16 protein-coding genes are annotated in these 16,423 nt (G+C 64.3%); all 16 read right to left on the reverse strand.

Annotation, left to right across the window (positions count from 1 at the left end):
• Positions 1-59: 59 nt before the first annotated feature.
• A complete protein-coding gene (gmk, locus tag G6N81_RS02325) occupies positions 60-968 on the reverse strand; it encodes a guanylate kinase (RefSeq protein WP_165132543.1) in 909 nt (302 codons plus the stop codon).
• The gene (gene pyrF, locus G6N81_RS02330) at positions 961-1,854 is read right to left on the reverse strand and encodes an orotidine-5'-phosphate decarboxylase (protein WP_165132546.1); all 894 of its coding nucleotides are present in this window, start codon (positions 1,852-1,854) and stop codon (positions 961-963) included. The genes gmk and pyrF overlap by 8 nt, the downstream gene beginning before the upstream one ends.
• Positions 1,851-5,135, reverse strand: a complete 3,285-nt coding sequence (carB, locus tag G6N81_RS02335; protein ID WP_165132549.1) for a carbamoyl-phosphate synthase large subunit — start codon at positions 5,133-5,135, stop codon at positions 1,851-1,853. Before carB ends, pyrF begins: the two co-directional genes overlap by 4 nt.
• Positions 5,128-6,321, reverse strand: a complete 1,194-nt coding sequence (carA, locus tag G6N81_RS02340; protein WP_165132552.1) for a glutamine-hydrolyzing carbamoyl-phosphate synthase small subunit — start codon at positions 6,319-6,321, stop codon at positions 5,128-5,130. The genes carB and carA overlap by 8 nt, the downstream gene beginning before the upstream one ends.
• Positions 6,318-6,821 (reverse strand): PH-like domain-containing protein, encoded by a 504-nt coding sequence (locus tag G6N81_RS02345; RefSeq protein WP_165132555.1) that lies wholly within the window; start codon positions 6,819-6,821, stop codon positions 6,318-6,320. The genes carA and G6N81_RS02345 overlap by 4 nt, the downstream gene beginning before the upstream one ends.
• Positions 6,818-8,128: a dihydroorotase gene (locus G6N81_RS02350; RefSeq protein WP_165132558.1), complete on the reverse strand. Its 1,311-nt coding sequence runs from the start codon at positions 8,126-8,128 to the stop codon at positions 6,818-6,820. Before G6N81_RS02350 ends, G6N81_RS02345 begins: the two co-directional genes overlap by 4 nt.
• Positions 8,125-9,087, reverse strand: a complete 963-nt coding sequence (locus G6N81_RS02355; RefSeq protein ID WP_165132561.1) for an aspartate carbamoyltransferase catalytic subunit — start codon at positions 9,085-9,087, stop codon at positions 8,125-8,127. Before G6N81_RS02355 ends, G6N81_RS02350 begins: the two co-directional genes overlap by 4 nt.
• Positions 9,087-9,632 carry a bifunctional pyr operon transcriptional regulator/uracil phosphoribosyltransferase PyrR gene (gene pyrR / locus G6N81_RS02360; protein ID WP_165132564.1) on the reverse strand — a complete coding sequence of 182 codons (546 nt, stop codon included), beginning with the start codon at positions 9,630-9,632 and terminating at the stop codon, positions 9,087-9,089. The genes G6N81_RS02355 and pyrR overlap by 1 nt, the downstream gene beginning before the upstream one ends.
• Positions 9,633-9,746: 114 nt before the next feature.
• Positions 9,747-10,157 carry a transcription antitermination factor NusB gene (gene nusB, locus G6N81_RS02365; protein WP_165132566.1) on the reverse strand — a complete coding sequence of 137 codons (411 nt, stop codon included), beginning with the start codon at positions 10,155-10,157 and terminating at the stop codon, positions 9,747-9,749.
• Positions 10,158-10,166: 9 nt separating this feature from the next.
• The gene (efp, locus tag G6N81_RS02370) at positions 10,167-10,730 is read right to left on the reverse strand and encodes an elongation factor P (RefSeq protein WP_165132568.1); all 564 of its coding nucleotides are present in this window, start codon (positions 10,728-10,730) and stop codon (positions 10,167-10,169) included.
• Positions 10,731-10,795: 65 nt separating this feature from the next.
• Positions 10,796-11,935 carry a 3-dehydroquinate synthase gene (gene aroB / locus G6N81_RS02375; RefSeq protein WP_165132570.1) on the reverse strand — a complete coding sequence of 380 codons (1,140 nt, stop codon included), beginning with the start codon at positions 11,933-11,935 and terminating at the stop codon, positions 10,796-10,798.
• A complete protein-coding gene (locus G6N81_RS02380) occupies positions 11,928-12,482 on the reverse strand; it encodes a shikimate kinase (protein WP_165132572.1) in 555 nt (184 codons plus the stop codon). The genes aroB and G6N81_RS02380 overlap by 8 nt, the downstream gene beginning before the upstream one ends.
• The gene (aroC, locus tag G6N81_RS02385; protein WP_165132574.1) at positions 12,475-13,683 is read right to left on the reverse strand and encodes a chorismate synthase; all 1,209 of its coding nucleotides are present in this window, start codon (positions 13,681-13,683) and stop codon (positions 12,475-12,477) included. Before aroC ends, G6N81_RS02380 begins: the two co-directional genes overlap by 8 nt.
• Before the next feature lie 20 nt (positions 13,684-13,703).
• Complete coding sequence (locus G6N81_RS02390) at positions 13,704-14,510, reverse strand: shikimate dehydrogenase (RefSeq protein WP_241245030.1); 807 nt, start codon at positions 14,508-14,510, stop codon at positions 13,704-13,706.
• Positions 14,510-15,940, reverse strand: a complete 1,431-nt coding sequence (gene mltG / locus G6N81_RS02395; RefSeq protein ID WP_165132578.1) for an endolytic transglycosylase MltG — start codon at positions 15,938-15,940, stop codon at positions 14,510-14,512. Before mltG ends, G6N81_RS02390 begins: the two co-directional genes overlap by 1 nt.
• A gap of 7 nt (positions 15,941-15,947) precedes the next feature.
• Positions 15,948-16,421 (reverse strand): Holliday junction resolvase RuvX, encoded by a 474-nt coding sequence (ruvX, locus tag G6N81_RS02400; protein ID WP_165132580.1) that lies wholly within the window; start codon positions 16,419-16,421, stop codon positions 15,948-15,950.
• Between the last annotated feature and the right edge of the window lie 2 nt (positions 16,422-16,423).

The raw sequence follows: 16,423 nt of genomic DNA on the forward strand, positions 1-16,423 counted from the left end.
TCCTGGTCAGTGGGCCGAGATTCGCATCCCCGCACCGAAAAAAATCGCGCGCGATATCGTCAGCGCGCGGACGCCTGTAGCAATTCTACGACCTGTCGCGCGGCTTCGGCGACATCCTCGTTCACAACACGGAAATCGAACTCGCCCTGGGCCGCCAGCTCGTCCTTTGCCGTGCGCAACCGGCGCGTCCGTTCGGCTTCATCTTCTGTCCCCCGGCCGACGAGCCGGTTGACCAGCTCATCCCAGCTGGGCGGAAGGAGGAAGACGAGCGTTGCCGACGGGTCGGACGCGCGCACCTGGAAAGCACCCTGCATGTCGATCTCGAGCAGAACCGAGCGCCCATCAGCAAGCGCGCGCTCAATGGGGCCACGAGGTGTGCCATACCGGTGCACGCCGTGCACCGTCGCCCATTCGAGCAGCTCGCGCTGCGCGATCATTCGGTCGAACTCAGCGTCGTCGACGAAGTAGTAGTGCTGACCGTCGACCTCACCCTCGCGGGGAGCACGTGTTGTCGCGGAAACCGACAGCAGCACATCGGGGTGGTTCTCGCGGATGTATGCCGCGACGGTTCCTTTGCCGACCGCCGTCGGGCCCGCAAGAACCACGAGGTTGCTAAGGTCAGGACGCGGTTTCGGCTCGCACGCGCGCTCATCGAGCCACGCCTGAAGCGCGTTCTTCTGTCGGCTGCCCAATCCGCCCAGTCTCTTGACCGGGGAAATCTGAAGCTCCTGCAGGATGCGGTCGCGCTTTCCCTCACCAATGGCCGGAAGCGCCGTGAGGAACTCCGGAACGCGAAGAGTTCCTGCGGCAGACGTCGCATCAGCGCCTGCCCGCCGCAACACCTCCTGCGGCGTCACAACACGCGTGGAAAGATCGCGCTTGAGACTCGCTCTCGCGCGACGGGCGGCGACGGCCTTGCGGGATGCGGCAACGCGGTCGACCTCGGGTGGCCTAACGGATTCAGTCATCCTTGAGCAGCTCCTGGATGTTCTCTCCCCCGGTCGGATGGGCCTCGGTGTATTGGGCCGAGCGTTCTGCGATCACATCATCGATCTTGTCTGACCCAGCCGAGAGAATGCTCCGGCTCTCGCTGGCGATCACTGCGGGAGCCATCTCTCCGAACACTCGGGGCAGGTCGGCGGGCTCGGCGCCCTGGTGTCCGAACCCGGGGGCGAGAATGGGCGCGAGCGGAACAAACGGTGCAATTCCTGCCCTCGTCCAGTCCACGGTCGCACCGATGACGAACCCCGCGCTCCCCCACGAACCAGCGGCTGTCCTCGCCGCGTTGCGCTCGGAGACCTCGGCAATCACCTGTGCCGAAACAGTTTCGGACTTCGCGGTCGAACGTTGCAGACCTGTCGCCTCGGGATTACTGGTGGCGGCGAGAACGAAAACGCCCTTGCCATGACGGTAGGCGAGGTCGATCGTTCCGGCCAGCGCACCAACGCCCAGATACGGACTGATCGTCAGCGCGTCGGCCTCCAACGGCGAGCCCGGGGTCAGCCAGGCTTCCGCGTACGCGTCCATAGAAGAACCGATGTCGCCGCGTTTGGCATCGGCGATCGTCATGACCCCCGCCGCCCGAGCGGCCGCCAGAACGTCCTCCAGTGCCTGGATACCGCGAGACCCGTGCCGTTCGAAGAACGACACCTGAGGCTTCACGAATGCGACGCGCCCCGCAGCCGCCTCGACAACCCGCAGGCCAAACGATCGTGCCCCGGAGGCGTCATCGCTCAGTCCCCACGCGGCGAGCAACCCGGCGTGCGGGTCGATGCCAACGCAGAGGGGGCCGTGCTGGGACACCCCGGCACGGGCCCGCTCTCCGAAGGGCTTCTGCGCGTCAGGCTGCGTCACGCCGTGCGCTCCAGCGCGTACTCCTGCAGGCTCTTGACGTTAAACCCACCCGCCATCGAGTCCATCGCGCTGACCGCGGCGCCGAGCACCGAGATCGTCGTGAACAGGGCCTTGTCCGCGCCGACCGCGGCAGCCCGAATCTCGTAGCCATCGGCGCGCGCCGACATACCGCTCGGCGTGTTCACGATGATGTCGACCTCGCCGCGTGTGATCAGGTCGACGATGTTGTCGTCGCCGGTTTCCTGGGTCTCGCTGTACTTATTCACCGTTTCGACGCGGATGCCGTTGCGCTGCAGAATCTCGCCCGTTCCCTCTGTTGCCAGAATGCGGAAACCCAGCTGCTGCAGACGGTGGGCCGGCAAGATCACGTCTCGTTTGTCGCTATCGGCAACCGAGATGAACACGGTGCCCTCGAGCGGAATGCCACCGGCGTATGCGGCAGCCTGGCTCTTCGCGAACGCGGTCGGGAAGTCGAGGTCGATTCCCATGACCTCACCGGTCGAACGCATCTCGGGGCCAAGCACCGAATCGACAATCTGGCCATCGGCCGTGCGGAAACGCTTGAACGGCAGCACGGCCTCCTTCACCGCGACGGGGGCGTCGATCGGCAGGCGCGATCCGTCCTGCTCAGGAAGCGATCCCTCGGCGCGGAGCTCGGCGATGGTCGCACCCGCAAGAACGCGGCTGGCCGCCTTCGCGAGCTGGATGCCCTGTGCCTTCGACACGAACGGCACCGTACGACTCGCGCGCGGATTCGCCTCAATCACGTAGACGACACCCGCACTAATCGCGTACTGCACGTTCAGCAAACCACGCACGCCAACGCCCTCGGCAATGGCGCGAGTGGCCTCGACGATGCGCGCGATTTCGGAGCGCCCCAGCGACATCGGCGGCAGGGTGCACGAGGAATCACCGGAGTGAATTCCGGCCTCTTCCAGGTGCTCCATGATTCCGCCGATGAAGAGATCCTCGCCGTCGAACAACGCGTCAACGTCAATTTCAACTGCGTCGTCGAGGAAACGGTCCACCAGAAGCGGAGCATCGGGACCGATAATCGCGCTCGCCTCGATACGCACGAAGTAATCCCGCAGGCTTGCCGTGTCGTAGACGATTTCCATTCCCCGTCCGCCAAGAACGAACGACGGACGCACGAGGACGGGGTAGCCGATTTCTTCGGCGATCACGATCGCCTCGTCGACGCTGGTTGCTGTGCCGTTCTTCGGTGCCAGCAGACCGCCGCGCTCGAGGATCTCGCCGAAGAGCTTGCGGTCCTCCGCAAGGTCGATAGCAGCGGGGCTCGTTCCGAGCACCGTGTAACCCGCGTCCTGGATGCCACGTGCCAAGCCGAGCGGTGTCTGTCCGCCCAGCTGACAGACAACTCCGTAAATCTCACCGGACTGTGCTTCTGCGTGAAGAACCTCGAGGACGTCCTCGAGAGTGAGCGGCTCGAAGTACAGACGATCCGATGTGTCGTAGTCGGTCGAGACGGTCTCGGGGTTGCAGTTGACCATCACGGTCTCATACCCGGCGTCACCCAGTGCGAAGGACGCGTGCACACAGGAGTAGTCGAATTCCACGCCCTGGCCGATACGGTTCGGTCCGGAGCCGATGATGACGATCTTCTGCCGGTCGCTCGGCGCGACTTCCGTCTCGGCGTCATAGGACGAGTAGTGGTACGGGGTCAGCGCCGGGAATTCGCCGGCACAGGTGTCGACCGTCTTGAAGACCGGGCGAATGCCGAGGCCGTAGCGCACCTGGCGCACCTCGGACTCCGTCAGGCCGCGGATCTGCGCGATCTGCACATCGGAGAATCCGTGATCCTTCGCCAACCGGATCGCGCGGTCGTCCAGCGCCGGTGCGCCGGCGATGGCAGAGGCGACCTCGTTGATCATCGCAATCTGATCGATGAACCAGGGGTCGATCTTCGTGGCGTCAAAGACCTGCTCGGCCGTTGCGCCCAGGCGCAGCGCCTGCTGAACCTCGATGATGCGGCCGTCGGTTGGCGTCCGCATTGCGTCAAGGAGCTCCGCGACCGACCGCTTCTCGTCGCCCCAATGGAAGCTCGATCCGCGCTTCTCAATCGAGCGCAGCGCCTTCTGCAGCGCCGTTGTGAAGTTACGGCCGATGGCCATGGCCTCTCCGACCGACTTCATGGCTGTCGTCAACGTCGCGTCCGCGGCGGGGAACTTCTCGAAGGCGAAGCGGGGCACCTTGACGACGACGTAGTCGAGGGTGGGCTCGAACGATGCCGGCGTCACACGCGTGATGTCGTTCGGGACTTCATCGAGGCGGTAGCCGAGCGCCAGCTTGGCGGCCAGCTTGGCGATCGGGAAACCCGTCGCTTTCGACGCCAATGCGGACGAGCGCGAAACGCGAGGGTTCATCTCGATAACGATGATGCGACCGTCGTCGGGGTTGATCGCAAACTGAATATTGCAGCCACCGGTGTCAACGCCGACGGCGCGGATAATGTCGATACCGATATCGCGCAGCTTCTGATACTCGCGGTCGGTGAGCGTGAGCGACGGCGCGACCGTGATCGAGTCACCCGTGTGAACTCCCACGGGGTCGACGTTCTCGATCGAGCAGACGACGACCGTGTTGTCCGCCGTGTCCCGCATGAGCTCGAGTTCGTATTCCTTCCAACCGAGAATCGACTCCTCGAGGAGCACCTCGGTCGTCGTGGACTCGATGAGCCCCTGACCGGCCATCCGGCGCAGCTCAGTCTCATTGTGTGCGAAGCCCGATCCGAGGCCACCCATCGTGAACGAGGGACGAACGACCAGGGGGTAGCCGAGCTCTTCCGCGCCGGCGAGCACCTCGTCCATCGTGTGCGCAATGTAGCTGCGGGCGACATCAGCGCCCGCTTCAATAACGAGATCCTTGAAGATCTGGCGATCTTCGCCCTTCTGAATGGCCTCGACCTTTGCACCGATGAGCTCGACGTCGTACTTCTCGAGAATTCCCCGCTCGTGCAACGCCATCGCGGCATTCAGGGCGGTCTGTCCGCCGAGCGTCGGCAGAATCGCGTCCGGCCGTTCCTTGGCGATGATCGTTTCGATCACCTCGGATGTGATCGGTTCGATGTACGTGGCATCCGCGAAATCAGGGTCGGTCATGATCGTTGCGGGGTTCGAGTTCACGAGGATGACGCGGACACCCTCTTCGCGCAGCACACGACACGCCTGGGTTCCGGAGTAATCAAACTCGCACGCCTGGCCAATAACGATCGGACCGGATCCGATGACGAGAACGGACTGAATGTCATCGCGCTTAGGCATGGGTGCCCTTCTTGCTGGTGTGCTCGCGAACCATCTCGGCGAAGCGGTCGAACAGGTAGTTGGAGTCGTGCGGTCCGCCGGCGGCCTCGGGGTGGTACTGCACCGAGAATGCGGGGATGTCGAGCGCGCGCAGGCCCTCGACGACGTTGTCATTGAGGCCGATATGGCTGACTTCGATGCGGCCGAAGCCCTCCGAGCTCTCGAAGACGCCGTCGATCGGAGCATCAACGGCGAAACCGTGGTTCTGCGCCGTGATTTCGACGCGGCCCGTCTGCTTATCGCGAACCGGCTGGTTGATACCGCGGTGGCCGAACGGCAGTTTGTAGGTCTCGAGGCCGAGTGCGCGACCGAACAGCTGGTTGCCGAAGCAGATGCCGAAGAAGGGCAGGCCGTCGCGCAGCGCTCCGCGCAGAAGCTCCACGTGGGCATCGGACGCGGCGGGGTCACCGGGTCCGTTGGAGTAGAACAGCGCAGCAGGGCTGATCGCCTTCACATCATCAATTGAGGACGACTGCGGCATCACGTGCACGTCGAAACCGCGGTTCGCGAGGTTCTCAATCGTGGCCTGCTTGATGCCGAGGTCGATCACGGCAACGGCGCCCAGTTTTTCGTCGCCGCGGGCGGGGGTGACCTCGGTGACCGAGACCGAGACCTCGGCCGACAGGTTGCGGCCGGTCATCTCGGGCGCTTCACGCACGACGGCGAGCAGTTCTTCCGTGCTCTGATCCGCCGCTTCGCCCGAGAAAACACCGCCGCGCATGGAACCGTCTGAGCGGATGCGTCGCGTCACTGCGCGCGTGTCGATTCCGGAGATACCGACAATGCCGTCACGCTCGAGGGCGTCGTCCAGCGACTCGTTGGCGCGCCAGTTGGACACAACGCGCGATGGGTCACGGACGATGTAGCCTGCAGCCCAGATGCGGCGTGATTCGGGGTCTTCCGTGTTAACGCCCGTGTTGCCGATGTGCGGGGCCGTCTGCAGAACGATCTGGCCGGCGTACGAGGGGTCAGTCAGCGTCTCCTGGTAGCCGGTCATCCCGGTCGAGAAGACAACTTCGCCCAGGGTTGTGCCTCGGGCGCCGTAGGCCAAGCCGTCATATCGCGTGCCGTCTTCGAGGATGAGAACGGCACGGTCCCTGTCGAGCAGGGAGTCGAGTGCTCCGGCGGATGCGGATGCGGAGGTCATCGTGTGGCTCCTGTGGGGGTTTCGTTCGCGGTGAGCTTCTCGACTGCCTCGATGAGCGAGGCGGGCGAAACAGACTGCAGTCGCAGGTAGGTATCAAAAATGGTGTCGCCGCCGCGCCACGCAACGAGCACGAGCCCGTCGCGTTCGACGACGCGGTCGATCGTCCAGGTTGCGTGTCCGGCGCCGACGAGCGCCGTAGCGGGGATGAAGACCGGCAGCTCGCCGGGCTGGATGACGCCGAGGCCCGCATCAGTGACCACGATCTCCGCGCGGGCGCGGAAACCGAGAGGCTTGGCGGCTATGCGGTCGAGCGGGCTATCGTGCCGTGTCGTCGCGACGTGGAAACCTTCTGCGCGAAGCATCTCGGCTCCCGTGGCTTCGCCGATGGGGACGGCGATACCCGCGTCGCGCTTGGATCGTCGGAGCCAGCTCCAGAGCATGAGCGCAAGGCCGGTGAGCGCGACGGCGACCAGAATCGCCAGGGCGATGTCGCGCATCATGATCCGACCTCTTCTGCGGCAACAACCTGACCATCGGCCAGGGTGACGTATCCGCGGTGGATCGTCCACCGAACGCTGCCCGGCAGCTCGTGACCCGTGTACGGAGTGTTCGAGCTTCGCCCTCGGAGGTCCTTCGGCGTGAAGACAGATCGCGCGTTCGGGTCGTAAAGGGTGAGCTCGGCGGGCTGACCGACGGCGATCGGCGTTCCGTGATCCGGCCGCTGGCCGATACGTGCTGGCGCTGAAGACATGACGCGCGCAACATCGTCCCATCCGAACGGCCCGTCTTCGACCATCGTCTTGTGCACAACACGCAGAGCACTTTCCAGACCAACCATGCCGTGAGCGGCGGCTGCCCATTCCGTGCACTTGTTTTCCTCGGGATGAGGCGCGTGATCGGTTGCGACGATGTCGATCGTCCCATCCGCGAGGCCTGCGCGCACCGCGAGAACGTCTTCGTTTGTTCGAAGAGGGGGGTTGACCTTAAATCGCGCGTCATACCCGCGCGCGCTCTCGTCCGTCAGGAGGAGGTGATGCGGCGTGACCTCGGCTGTGACGTCGATTCCACGGCTCTTCGCCCAGCGAACGATGTCGACGCTCCCGGCCGTTGACAGGTGGCACACGTGCAGCTTGGAGCCCACGTGCTCGGCGAGAAGCACATCGCGGGCGATGATCGATTCTTCCGCCACTGCTGGCCAGCCGGCCAGGCCGAGTTCGGCCGAGACAATGCCCTCGTTCATCTGCGCGCCCTCGGTGAGCCGTGGGTCCTGCGCGTGCTGCGCAACAACACCGCCGAAGCTCTTCACGTATTCAAGCGCGCGGCGCATGATCAGCGGGTCCCACACACAGCTGCCATCATCGCTGAAGAGGCGAACGCGGGCCCGAGAATCAGCCATGGCCCCCAGCTCGGCGAGGCGCTCGCCCTTCTGACCGACCGTGACAGCACCAATGGGCTGCACCGTGGCGTAGCCTGCAGCCTCGCCGCGGGCGAGTTCCTGCTCAACGACTCCGGCCGTATCCGCAACAGGGTGCGTATTGGGCATGGCGAACACAGCGGTGAATCCCCCGGCCGCCGCGGCCTGCGTTCCGGTGAGGATGGTCTCGCTTGATTCGAAACCCGGCTCCCGAAGGTGCACGTGGAGGTCAACGAGGCCACGGATCGCGACGAGACCGTCGGCGTCGATTGTGCGTGCGCCGTGACGAGAGAGTCCCTGACCGACCTCGACGATGCGTCCGTCCTCGATGAGGATGTCGGAGGGCCCGTCGCCCTCGATCTGCGCGCCCGTGATGAGAAGCGTGTCGCTCATCGGTCCTCCTTCTTCGTGTCGTCTCCTGCAAGAAGCAGGTACAGAACAGCCATGCGTACCGAGATCCCGTTGGCGACCTGCTCAAGCACGGTCGCACGAGGCGAATCCGCTGCTTCTGCACAGATCTCAAGCCCGCGATTCATCGGGCCGGGGTGCATCACAATCGTATCGTTTGCCAGCGCTGCGAATCGGCTGGGCGTCAGGCCCCAGCGCCGCCCGTACTCGCGCTCGGACGGGAAATACGCGGCGTTCATTCGCTCCAGCTGAATGCGCAGCATCATCACGGCATCGGGAGCATCGGCAATCGCCTCGTCCAGGGAGTAGCGCACCTGAACCGGCCACTGCGATACGTCCTGCGGGAGCAGCGTCGGGGGCGCGACAAGGGTGACCTCGGCGCCGAGCGTGTTCAGGAGCCACACGTTCGATCGCGCAACGCGCGAATGCAGAATGTCGCCGACAATCGTCACGCGGTAGCCCGCGAGGTCCCGACCCCTGCTTGATTCCGCCCCGTATCGTCGGCGACGCATCGTGAAAGCGTCCAGCAGCGCCTGCGTGGGATGCTCGTGGGTTCCATCCCCTGCGTTGACCACGCCGGCATCGACCCACTCGCTTGTCGCAAGCGTGCGCGGGGCACCAGACGCACCGTGACGAATCACGACGGCGTCGGCGCTCATCGCCTGCAGCGTCTGCGCGGTGTCTTGCAGGCTTTCGCCCTTAGAGACACTCGAGCCCTTCGCCGAGAAGTTGATGACATCAGCGGACAGCCTCTTGGCGGCAGCTTCGAACGAGATCCGAGTGCGCGTCGAATCCTCAAAAAACAGGTTGACGATCGTCTTTCCGCGCAGCGTGGGAAGTTTCTTCACCTCGCGCCCCTGCGTGACAGCCATGTCTTCTGCCACGTCGAGAATGCGAATCGCGTCATCGCGGCTGAGCGTGCGCGTATCGAGCAGGTGCCTCATCACTCCGCCGCCTCTCGGGCTTGGATGCTGACTTCGTCGCGCCCGTCGCGCTCTGTCAGCGAGACATTCACGCGTTCCGTTCGCGCCGAAGGCAAGTTCTTGCCAACGAAGTCCGGCCTAATCGGAAGCTCACGGTGACCGCGGTCAATGAGAATTGCGAGGCGAACGGCAGAGGGACGCCCGATATCGCTGATCGCGTCGAGAGCAGAACGGATCGACCGGCCGGAGAAGAGCACATCGTCGACGAGAACAACCGTCTTGTTGTCGAGGCCGCCATCGGGAATGGATGTGGGCTGCGGAGCACGAGTGGGGTGCTTCGCGAGATCGTCGCGATACATCGTCACGTCGAGAGCGCCGACAGGAACGGATTGTCCGCTGACGCGCTCAATCAACTGTGCAAGTCGCTGAGCGAGAAAAACACCCCTCGTGGGGATCCCGAGAAGAACGAGATCGTGAGCACCACGGTTGGATTCAAGGATCTCGTGGGCGATGCGCGTCAGGGCTCGCGCAATATCGGCTTCGTGCAACACGGTACGTGTGCTCATCAGCCGCTCCCTTCTCCGCCTCACGGGACGGTGTTAAAGGTGCAGTTTTGTCTAGCTTACCGCGCTCATGCCGAAGGTCCGATCGCCACACGGCAACCGGACCTTCGTCATGCGTCAGCCCGCTCTCGCGATACGGGCGAGAACGCCGTGCACAAAAGCGCCGGAATCATCTGTGGAGAGTTCCTTCGCGAGTTCCACGGCCTCGTCAATTGCCACCGCGGTCGGGACCTCATCGTTCCACAGCACTTCCCACGTGCCGATGCGCAGCAGCGCACGGTCGACGGCCGGCATGCGATCGAGCTTCCAATCGCGGCTGTTGGTCGTGATCTGCTCGTCGATCTCCGAACCGTGATCAATCACACCGTCGACGATCTCGCGGGCGTACAGCCAGGATGACTGACGCTCGGGCTCGTTCGCGGCGCGACGAGCCTCCGCTGCCAGAGCAACCGCGAGGTCATCGCCGCGCACATCGGCGGAGAAGAGAATGTTCAGGGCGCGCTTACGCGCCTTCGTCCGAGCGCTCACCAGGGGCGATCAGTCGTTCACGCGGCCGAGGTAGTCGCCCGTGCGGGTGTCGACCTTGACCTTCGTGCCCTCGTTGACGAACAGCGGGACCTGGATTTCCGCGCCGGTCTCCACCGTTGCCGGCTTCGTTCCCGCGTTCGAACGGTCGCCCTGCAGGCCCGGCTCGGTGTACGTGATCTCAAGAACAACCGACGGGGGCATTTCTGTGTACAGGGGCTGACCGTCGTGCATCGCGATCGTCACCATCAGGTTTTCGAGCAGGAAGCGCGAGTCGTCGCCAACGACAACGGCGGGGACATTGATCTGGTCGTAGTCCTTCACGTCCATGAACACGAACGAGTCGCCGTCGTTGTACAGGTACTGGTAGTCGCGGCGATCGACGTTCTGCACGTCGATCTTGGCACCAGCGTTGAACGTCTTGTCAACGACCTTGCCGGAAACGACGTTCTTGAGCTTGGTGCGAACGAACGCGCCGCCCTTGCCCGGCTTCACGTGCTGGAACTCGATGACGCTCCAGAGCTGTCCGTCGATCGCGAGAACGACGCCATTGCGGATGTCTGAGGTCGATGCCATGTGAAAAGAGTTCCTGTTCGTGATGTCGAAGATGTACGAAGGCGCAAAAGGCCTGGATGGTGAGTTTACCGTGCGCCCGTCTGGATGATTCCGCCCTGCTGTTCCTCTGCAACCTCCTGGTACGCAGCGAACAGCAGCGACTGATCGGGAGCGTGAAGAACCGCAGGCTTCCCAACGTCATCAAGAACGATGAACCGCAGCTGTCCTGCGCGCGCCTTCTTGTCGCGCTGCATCGTCGCCAAGAGCTGCTTCCATGCGCCAGCGCGGTAGGTGGTGGGAAGTCCCAGCGACTCCAGAATTGACCGATGACGGTCAACGGCGTCGTCCGACAGGCGCCCCGCGAGGCGCGAGAGCTCGGCCGCGAACATCATGCCGATAGAAATTGCCGCCCCGTGGCGCCACTTGTAGCGTTCGGCGTGTTCGATCGCGTGACCGAGAGTATGCCCGTAGTTGAGGGTCTCGCGCAGACCCGCTTCACGAAAGTCCTCGCCGACGACATCGGCCTTCATCTGGATCGCCAGCTCAATACACCGCCGGAACTCGGCGCTGGTCACGTCGATGGCCTTCTGCGGGTCGCGCTCGACGATCTCGAGAATCTCGGGGTAGCGGATGAAACCCGCCTTCACCACCTCGGCGAATCCGGCAACCTTCTCGTTGTCGGGAAGCGGCTCGAGGATCTCCAGATCGCAGAGCACGGCGCGTGGCGCCCAAAAGGCGCCAACGAGGTTCTTTCCCTCTGCCGTGTTGATGCCCGTTTTGCCGCCGACGGATGCGTCGACCATGCCGAGAACCGTCGTCGGAACCTGAACAACATCGATTCCGCGCAGCCATGTTGCCGCAGCGAACCCGGCGAGGTCCGTCGCCGCTCCCCCACCAAAACCGACGATCGCGTCTGTCCGCGTGAAATCAGCCTGACCGAGCACTCCCCAGAGGAAACTCGCGACCTCCACGCGCTTCGCGGATTCCGCATCAGGAATCTCGGCGAGCAGAACCTCGAGATCGCCGTCGGCAATCAGCTCGTCGCGCAGATCGTTGACGATGCGACCGAGTGTCGGCTGGTGCACGATGAGCACCTTTTTCGCCTCGGGAGGAAGCGCTGCGCGCAGACCGTGGCGCGCGCCACGCCGCACAATCACGTCGTAACCGGGCGTGCCGTCGACGTGGATCACGGTCTCGCGCGTGTCCGGGGGGACGGTGTCAGTCATCTGCGTCCTCGTTCTCGTTCTGATCGGTTCGCTCGATCCCGAGCTCAACTGCGGCCCAGTCGGCTGCTGCCTCAACAACGTTTCGCAGCGGGCCGCTGGACGTGTCGTACGTCTGATGAGCAAGTGCCTCATAGATCGGACGTCGTTCGTCGGCGATGCGCCGCCATTCTGCGACGGGGTCCGGTCGGTTCAGAAGCGGCCGCTTTGCCCCGCCGATGCGGGAGGCGACCGTGCGGTCCGACACGGTGAGATAAATCACTAGGTGGTGGGCCAGCTCCTCGCGCGTCTGCTCAGCCAGAATCGCGCCACCGCCCAGCGCGACAACGCCGCCACGCTCGAGAGCAGTGTGAACCGCTTCCCGTTCGAGTTCTCGGAAGGTTTGCTCACCGCACTCGGCGAAAATCTCAGCGATCGGACCATGCGCAGAAACAATGAGCGCGTCCGTGTCACGGAAGGGCAGACCCAACCGCTTCGCCATCCGGCGACCGATGCTCGTCTTTCCGGCCCCCATCGGGCCGATCAGCGCGACGGAGCGTTCTTCACTCATGCGGGATCGAGTGTGAGGCGCTCTTCAGGTTCTCCGGAATCGCGGCGAGATACGCCTCGAGGTTACGAGCCGTTTCCGCAACCGAGTCACCGCCGAACTTTTCGAGAACCACATCAGCGAGAGTGATTGCCACCATCGCTTCCGCGACGACGCCGGCGGCGGGAACCGCGCACACGTCCGAGCGCTGGTGGTGGGCCGTTGCCTCTTCTCCCGTGGACACGTCGATCGTGTCGAGTGCCTTCGGAACGGTGGCGATGGGCTTCATGCCGGCCCGAACACGCAGGAGCGTTCCCGTCGACATTCCTCCCTCAGTGCCGCCAGCGCGATCAGATCCGCGAGCAACGCCCTCATCCGAGGGATACAGAGGGTCATGCGCAGCGGAGCCACGGCGACGCGTGGTTTCGAATCCATCGCCGACCTCAACACCCTTGATCGCCTGAATGCTCATGAGCGCCTGCGCGAGCTTTGCGTCGAGGCGACGGTCCCAGTGCACGTGCGAACCGAGACCAGGCGGGAGGTTGTACGCCAGAACCTCGACGATTCCGCCCAGAGTGTCGCCCGCCTTGCGAGAGTCGTCAACCTCGGCAACCATCCGCTCGCTTGTAGCGGGATCGAAGCAGCGCAGCAAATCAGCGTCGAGCGTATCGACGTCGTCAGGCGTGGGCAGGGGCGCGTCATCGGGAACCCGGACCGGGCCAATCGACAGCGTGTGGCTCACGAGCCGGATGCCGAGCTCACCGAGGAACTTTCGGGCAACCGCGCCGAGAGCAACGCGCGCCGCCGTTTCGCGAGCGCTTGCGCGTTCCAGAATCGGACGGGCCTCATCGAAGCCGTACTTCTGCATACCGACGAGATCGGCGTGACCGGGGCGGGGGCGCGTCAGCGGCGCACCGCGACCACGCGACTTCTCGGAAAGCTCGGTCGGCTCGGGGTTCATGACCTCGATCCACTTCGGCCATTCCGTGTTGCCGATGCGGAGCGCGATCGGACTTCCGAGCGTGTACCCGTGTCGGATGCCGCCCGAGATGGTCAGCGCGTCCTGCTCGAACTTCATGCGCGAGCCACGGCCATAGCCGAGCTTGCGCCGCTGCAGGTCATCCTGAATGTCCTGGGGCGAGACGGGGACACCTGCAGGCAGTCCCTCCATGATGGCAACAAGTTCGGGGCCGTGAGATTCGCCGGCCGTGAGCACGCGGAGCATTGCTCTAGTTTGTCACGACCTCAGCCCAGAGCTGCACGCATGGCGGCGATGAGACGCGGTTCGTCATCCAACGTCATCTCTGGATCACCCGAGACGAAAATGCGCACCTGGATAACCGCCTGATGCAGAAGCATCCCCAGGCCGTGGTGAACCTCACCCACCCACGCGCTCGCGAGCACCGACGGCCAGGGACTGTAGGCGACGTCGAACAGCGTGCCGCCGCTGCGCGAGAGACCTGCCACCACTCCGGGCGGGAGAACTGCCCCACCAGGGAGCGTCGCGATTGTCAGCTCGACGGGATCGGTCACGCTGTCCATAGCGCGGGCGCTCATCGCGACGCCCATGCGTGTCCCGAGGTCGATGAGGCGCTCGGCACTTTCCGGACGGCGGGCCGCCATCTCGATACGTTCGGCGCCCATCTCCGCCGCGGCGACAACAGCAGACGTCGCCGTTGCACCTGCGCCAACGATGCGAACGGACCGCGGTCCGGTTACGCCCGCCTCCCGCAGCGCCGACATCATTCCGGCGACATCCGTGTTGTAGCCGCGCAGCCCGTCGCTGGCGCCGAAGAACAGGGTGTTCGCAACGCCCGTCAGCTCCGCACGGCTATCGCGCCATGCCGCCGCACGGAAGGCGGCCTCTTTGAGCGGATAGGTCACAGCAAGGCCGCGCACTGACGATGCCGAGAGCGCGGCGGAAAATCCTTCCTCCGTCACCTCTCGTCGGGCGAAGTCCCAGGTAAGACCGAGCGCACGATACGCGGCGCCGTGAAGCTCTGGCGAACGACTGTGCGTGATCGGAGAACCCCATACCTCCAAGTTCGTCACTAGCACTGACCCTCGTTATCGCGGCACCACTGGCGCGCCTGTTCAGCGGCCCTGTCGTGCTCGGCGAGAGTTTCAGAGAACACGGTCTCCCCCGTTGCCATGTTCACCGTGACGAAGAACTGCCAGTCTCCGTCGGCCGGATGCATCGCCGCGGCGATCGCGTCCGCACCAGGATTCGAGATCGGCGTTTGCGGCAGCCCTGTGCGTACATAGGTGTTCCAGGGGTTATCGTCCTCTAGCGCCTCCTGTGAGCTCCAGACGGTACCGGCATGCATTTCGCCGTATCCGTACTGGGCCGTGGAGTCCATCTGCAGCAGCTGGTTCGTTGCGCTATTCGGTCCGAGCCGGTTCTGCATCACCGCGGCAACTTTATCGAAGTCATCGATCCGCGCCTCGCGCTGAATAATCGACGCGAGAGTCAGGATTTCCTGGCGTGTCGCGAAGTCAGCAGGAACGCCCGCGTCATCGAGCGCCTGGGTGGTACGAGCAACCATCGTTCGGATGGCGTCGGACGCGGATGTTCCCGGCTCAAAGTCGTACGATGCGGGGAACAACCATCCTTCGAGCCGTTCGGCTTCAACGCCGTAGTCGCTCGGGTTCTCAACAGCTGCCTGAACCTCGTCCTCCGACAGATCGAGCCGGTCAACGAGGATCGGGATGATGTTCTCGACCGTGTATCCCTCGGGGAAAGCCACGCCATCTTCACGGTTTGCCGGATCTTCTATCGCTGCCAGCGCAGCAATCGAGGTCATGCGTTGCTGAAGCCGGTAAACACCGGGCCGGAAGTCGGGATTGGTCTGTGCCGCGACAAGCATGTTGTAGAACGAGGTGGGCGTGAGCGTTACGCCCTCGTCATAGAGGGTCTGAGAGATCTCATAGCCGGTATCGCCCTGGCGGATCACGATGATGGCCTCGCCCGTGGCCTGTCCTTCTTCGTACTCCGTCGGCTCTTGGTTCAGCCCCAGGAAGTTACTTACGCGTCCGCCGTACTCGTTCACCGCCCAGTATCCGGCGTAGACAAGCCCTCCCAGCACCGCGAGGACGACGAACAGCGCGATGAGGCAGCCCCCGCCACGACGCCGACGCTTCTTCGGGGGTTCGTCAGCACCGATATCGAGGTCGTCAAGCGTGCCGTGAACCTCGCGAACAGGCTCCGCGGCCGGCTCTGAACGTGCCGGAGCCGTTGGGCCTGCCGCGGGCTCTTCGGAACGCTGTGACACGACGGGTGCGGCTGGCGGCGGCGCCTCACGGCTGAGGTGCCGCTGTTCCTCGCGTCGCGGCGTCGCGAACGCTTCCGGTTGCGGCACCGTCTCGCGCCTAGGCTGCGGGTCGTCCTCGGGCGGAGTCGTCTGCGGCGCGGCCGACTGCTGCATCTCGCGAATTTGCCGCCTTGTGAGGGGCACACCGCTCGAATGCTCGTTCTGGGTCATAGGGGGATCAAGGCTCCTTGCGCTGTGGGAGCGCTTCGCCGGGCGCCGCTCCCATCCGCTTCTCGGTATCGACCGCGTGCTGAAGGAACACCACAGCGGCAACTTGGTCGACGATACCGCGCGATTGTTTCTGCGAGCGACCAGACTGTCGCAACGCGGAGTGCGCCGAGACCGTGCTGAGCCGTTCGTCGACGAGCCGAATACCGACATCGGGCAACGCTTCCCCCAGCGCTGCCGCGAAATCTCTCGCGTCAGTTGTCGACAACGTGTCGTCTCCGCGCATATTCAGCGGAAGGCCGACCACGATCTCCATGGCCCCGTACTCCCGAGCCAGTTCGGTGATTCGCGTGATCGACATGTCTCCCCGCGCAACCGTTTCAACGGGAACCGCAAGCATCCCGTCAGGGTCACATCGGGCGACGCCGACGCGGGCTTTGCCCACGTCGATCCCGAGCCGCACGCCACGCCGAAATCCGGTCATGG

The sequence above is a fragment of the Microbacterium amylolyticum genome (assembly GCF_011046975.1).
GTDB classification, from domain to species: Bacteria; Actinomycetota; Actinomycetes; order Actinomycetales; family Microbacteriaceae; genus Microbacterium; species Microbacterium amylolyticum.

Excerpts from the sequence above, each read along its gene's own strand:
- carA (WP_165132552.1), bottom strand. The coding sequence starts at position 6,321 with ATGACCTCCGCATCCGCATCCGCCGGAGCACTCGACTCCCTGCTCGAC.
- mltG (WP_165132578.1), bottom strand. The coding sequence starts at position 15,940 with ATGACCCAGAACGAGCATTCGAGCGGTGTGCCCCTCACAAGGCGGCAA.
- ruvX (WP_165132580.1), bottom strand. The coding sequence starts at position 16,421 with ATGACCGGATTTCGGCGTGGCGTGCGGCTCGGGATCGACGTGGGCAAA.
- gmk (WP_165132543.1), bottom strand. The coding sequence starts at position 968 with ATGACTGAATCCGTTAGGCCACCCGAGGTCGACCGCGTTGCCGCATCC.
- G6N81_RS02355 (WP_165132561.1), bottom strand. The coding sequence starts at position 9,087 with ATGAGGCACCTGCTCGATACGCGCACGCTCAGCCGCGATGACGCGATT.
- G6N81_RS02350 (WP_165132558.1), bottom strand. The coding sequence starts at position 8,128 with ATGAGCGACACGCTTCTCATCACGGGCGCGCAGATCGAGGGCGACGGG.
- G6N81_RS02380 (WP_165132572.1), bottom strand. The coding sequence starts at position 12,482 with ATGAGTGAAGAACGCTCCGTCGCGCTGATCGGCCCGATGGGGGCCGGA.
- efp (WP_165132568.1), bottom strand. The coding sequence starts at position 10,730 with ATGGCATCGACCTCAGACATCCGCAATGGCGTCGTTCTCGCGATCGAC.
- G6N81_RS02345 (WP_165132555.1), bottom strand. The coding sequence starts at position 6,821 with ATGATGCGCGACATCGCCCTGGCGATTCTGGTCGCCGTCGCGCTCACC.
- aroB (WP_165132570.1), bottom strand. The coding sequence starts at position 11,935 with ATGACTGACACCGTCCCCCCGGACACGCGCGAGACCGTGATCCACGTC.
- pyrR (WP_165132564.1), bottom strand. The coding sequence starts at position 9,632 with ATGAGCACACGTACCGTGTTGCACGAAGCCGATATTGCGCGAGCCCTG.
- aroC (WP_165132574.1), bottom strand. The coding sequence starts at position 13,683 with ATGCTCCGCGTGCTCACGGCCGGCGAATCTCACGGCCCCGAACTTGTT.
- carB (WP_165132549.1), bottom strand. The coding sequence starts at position 5,135 with ATGCCTAAGCGCGATGACATTCAGTCCGTTCTCGTCATCGGATCCGGT.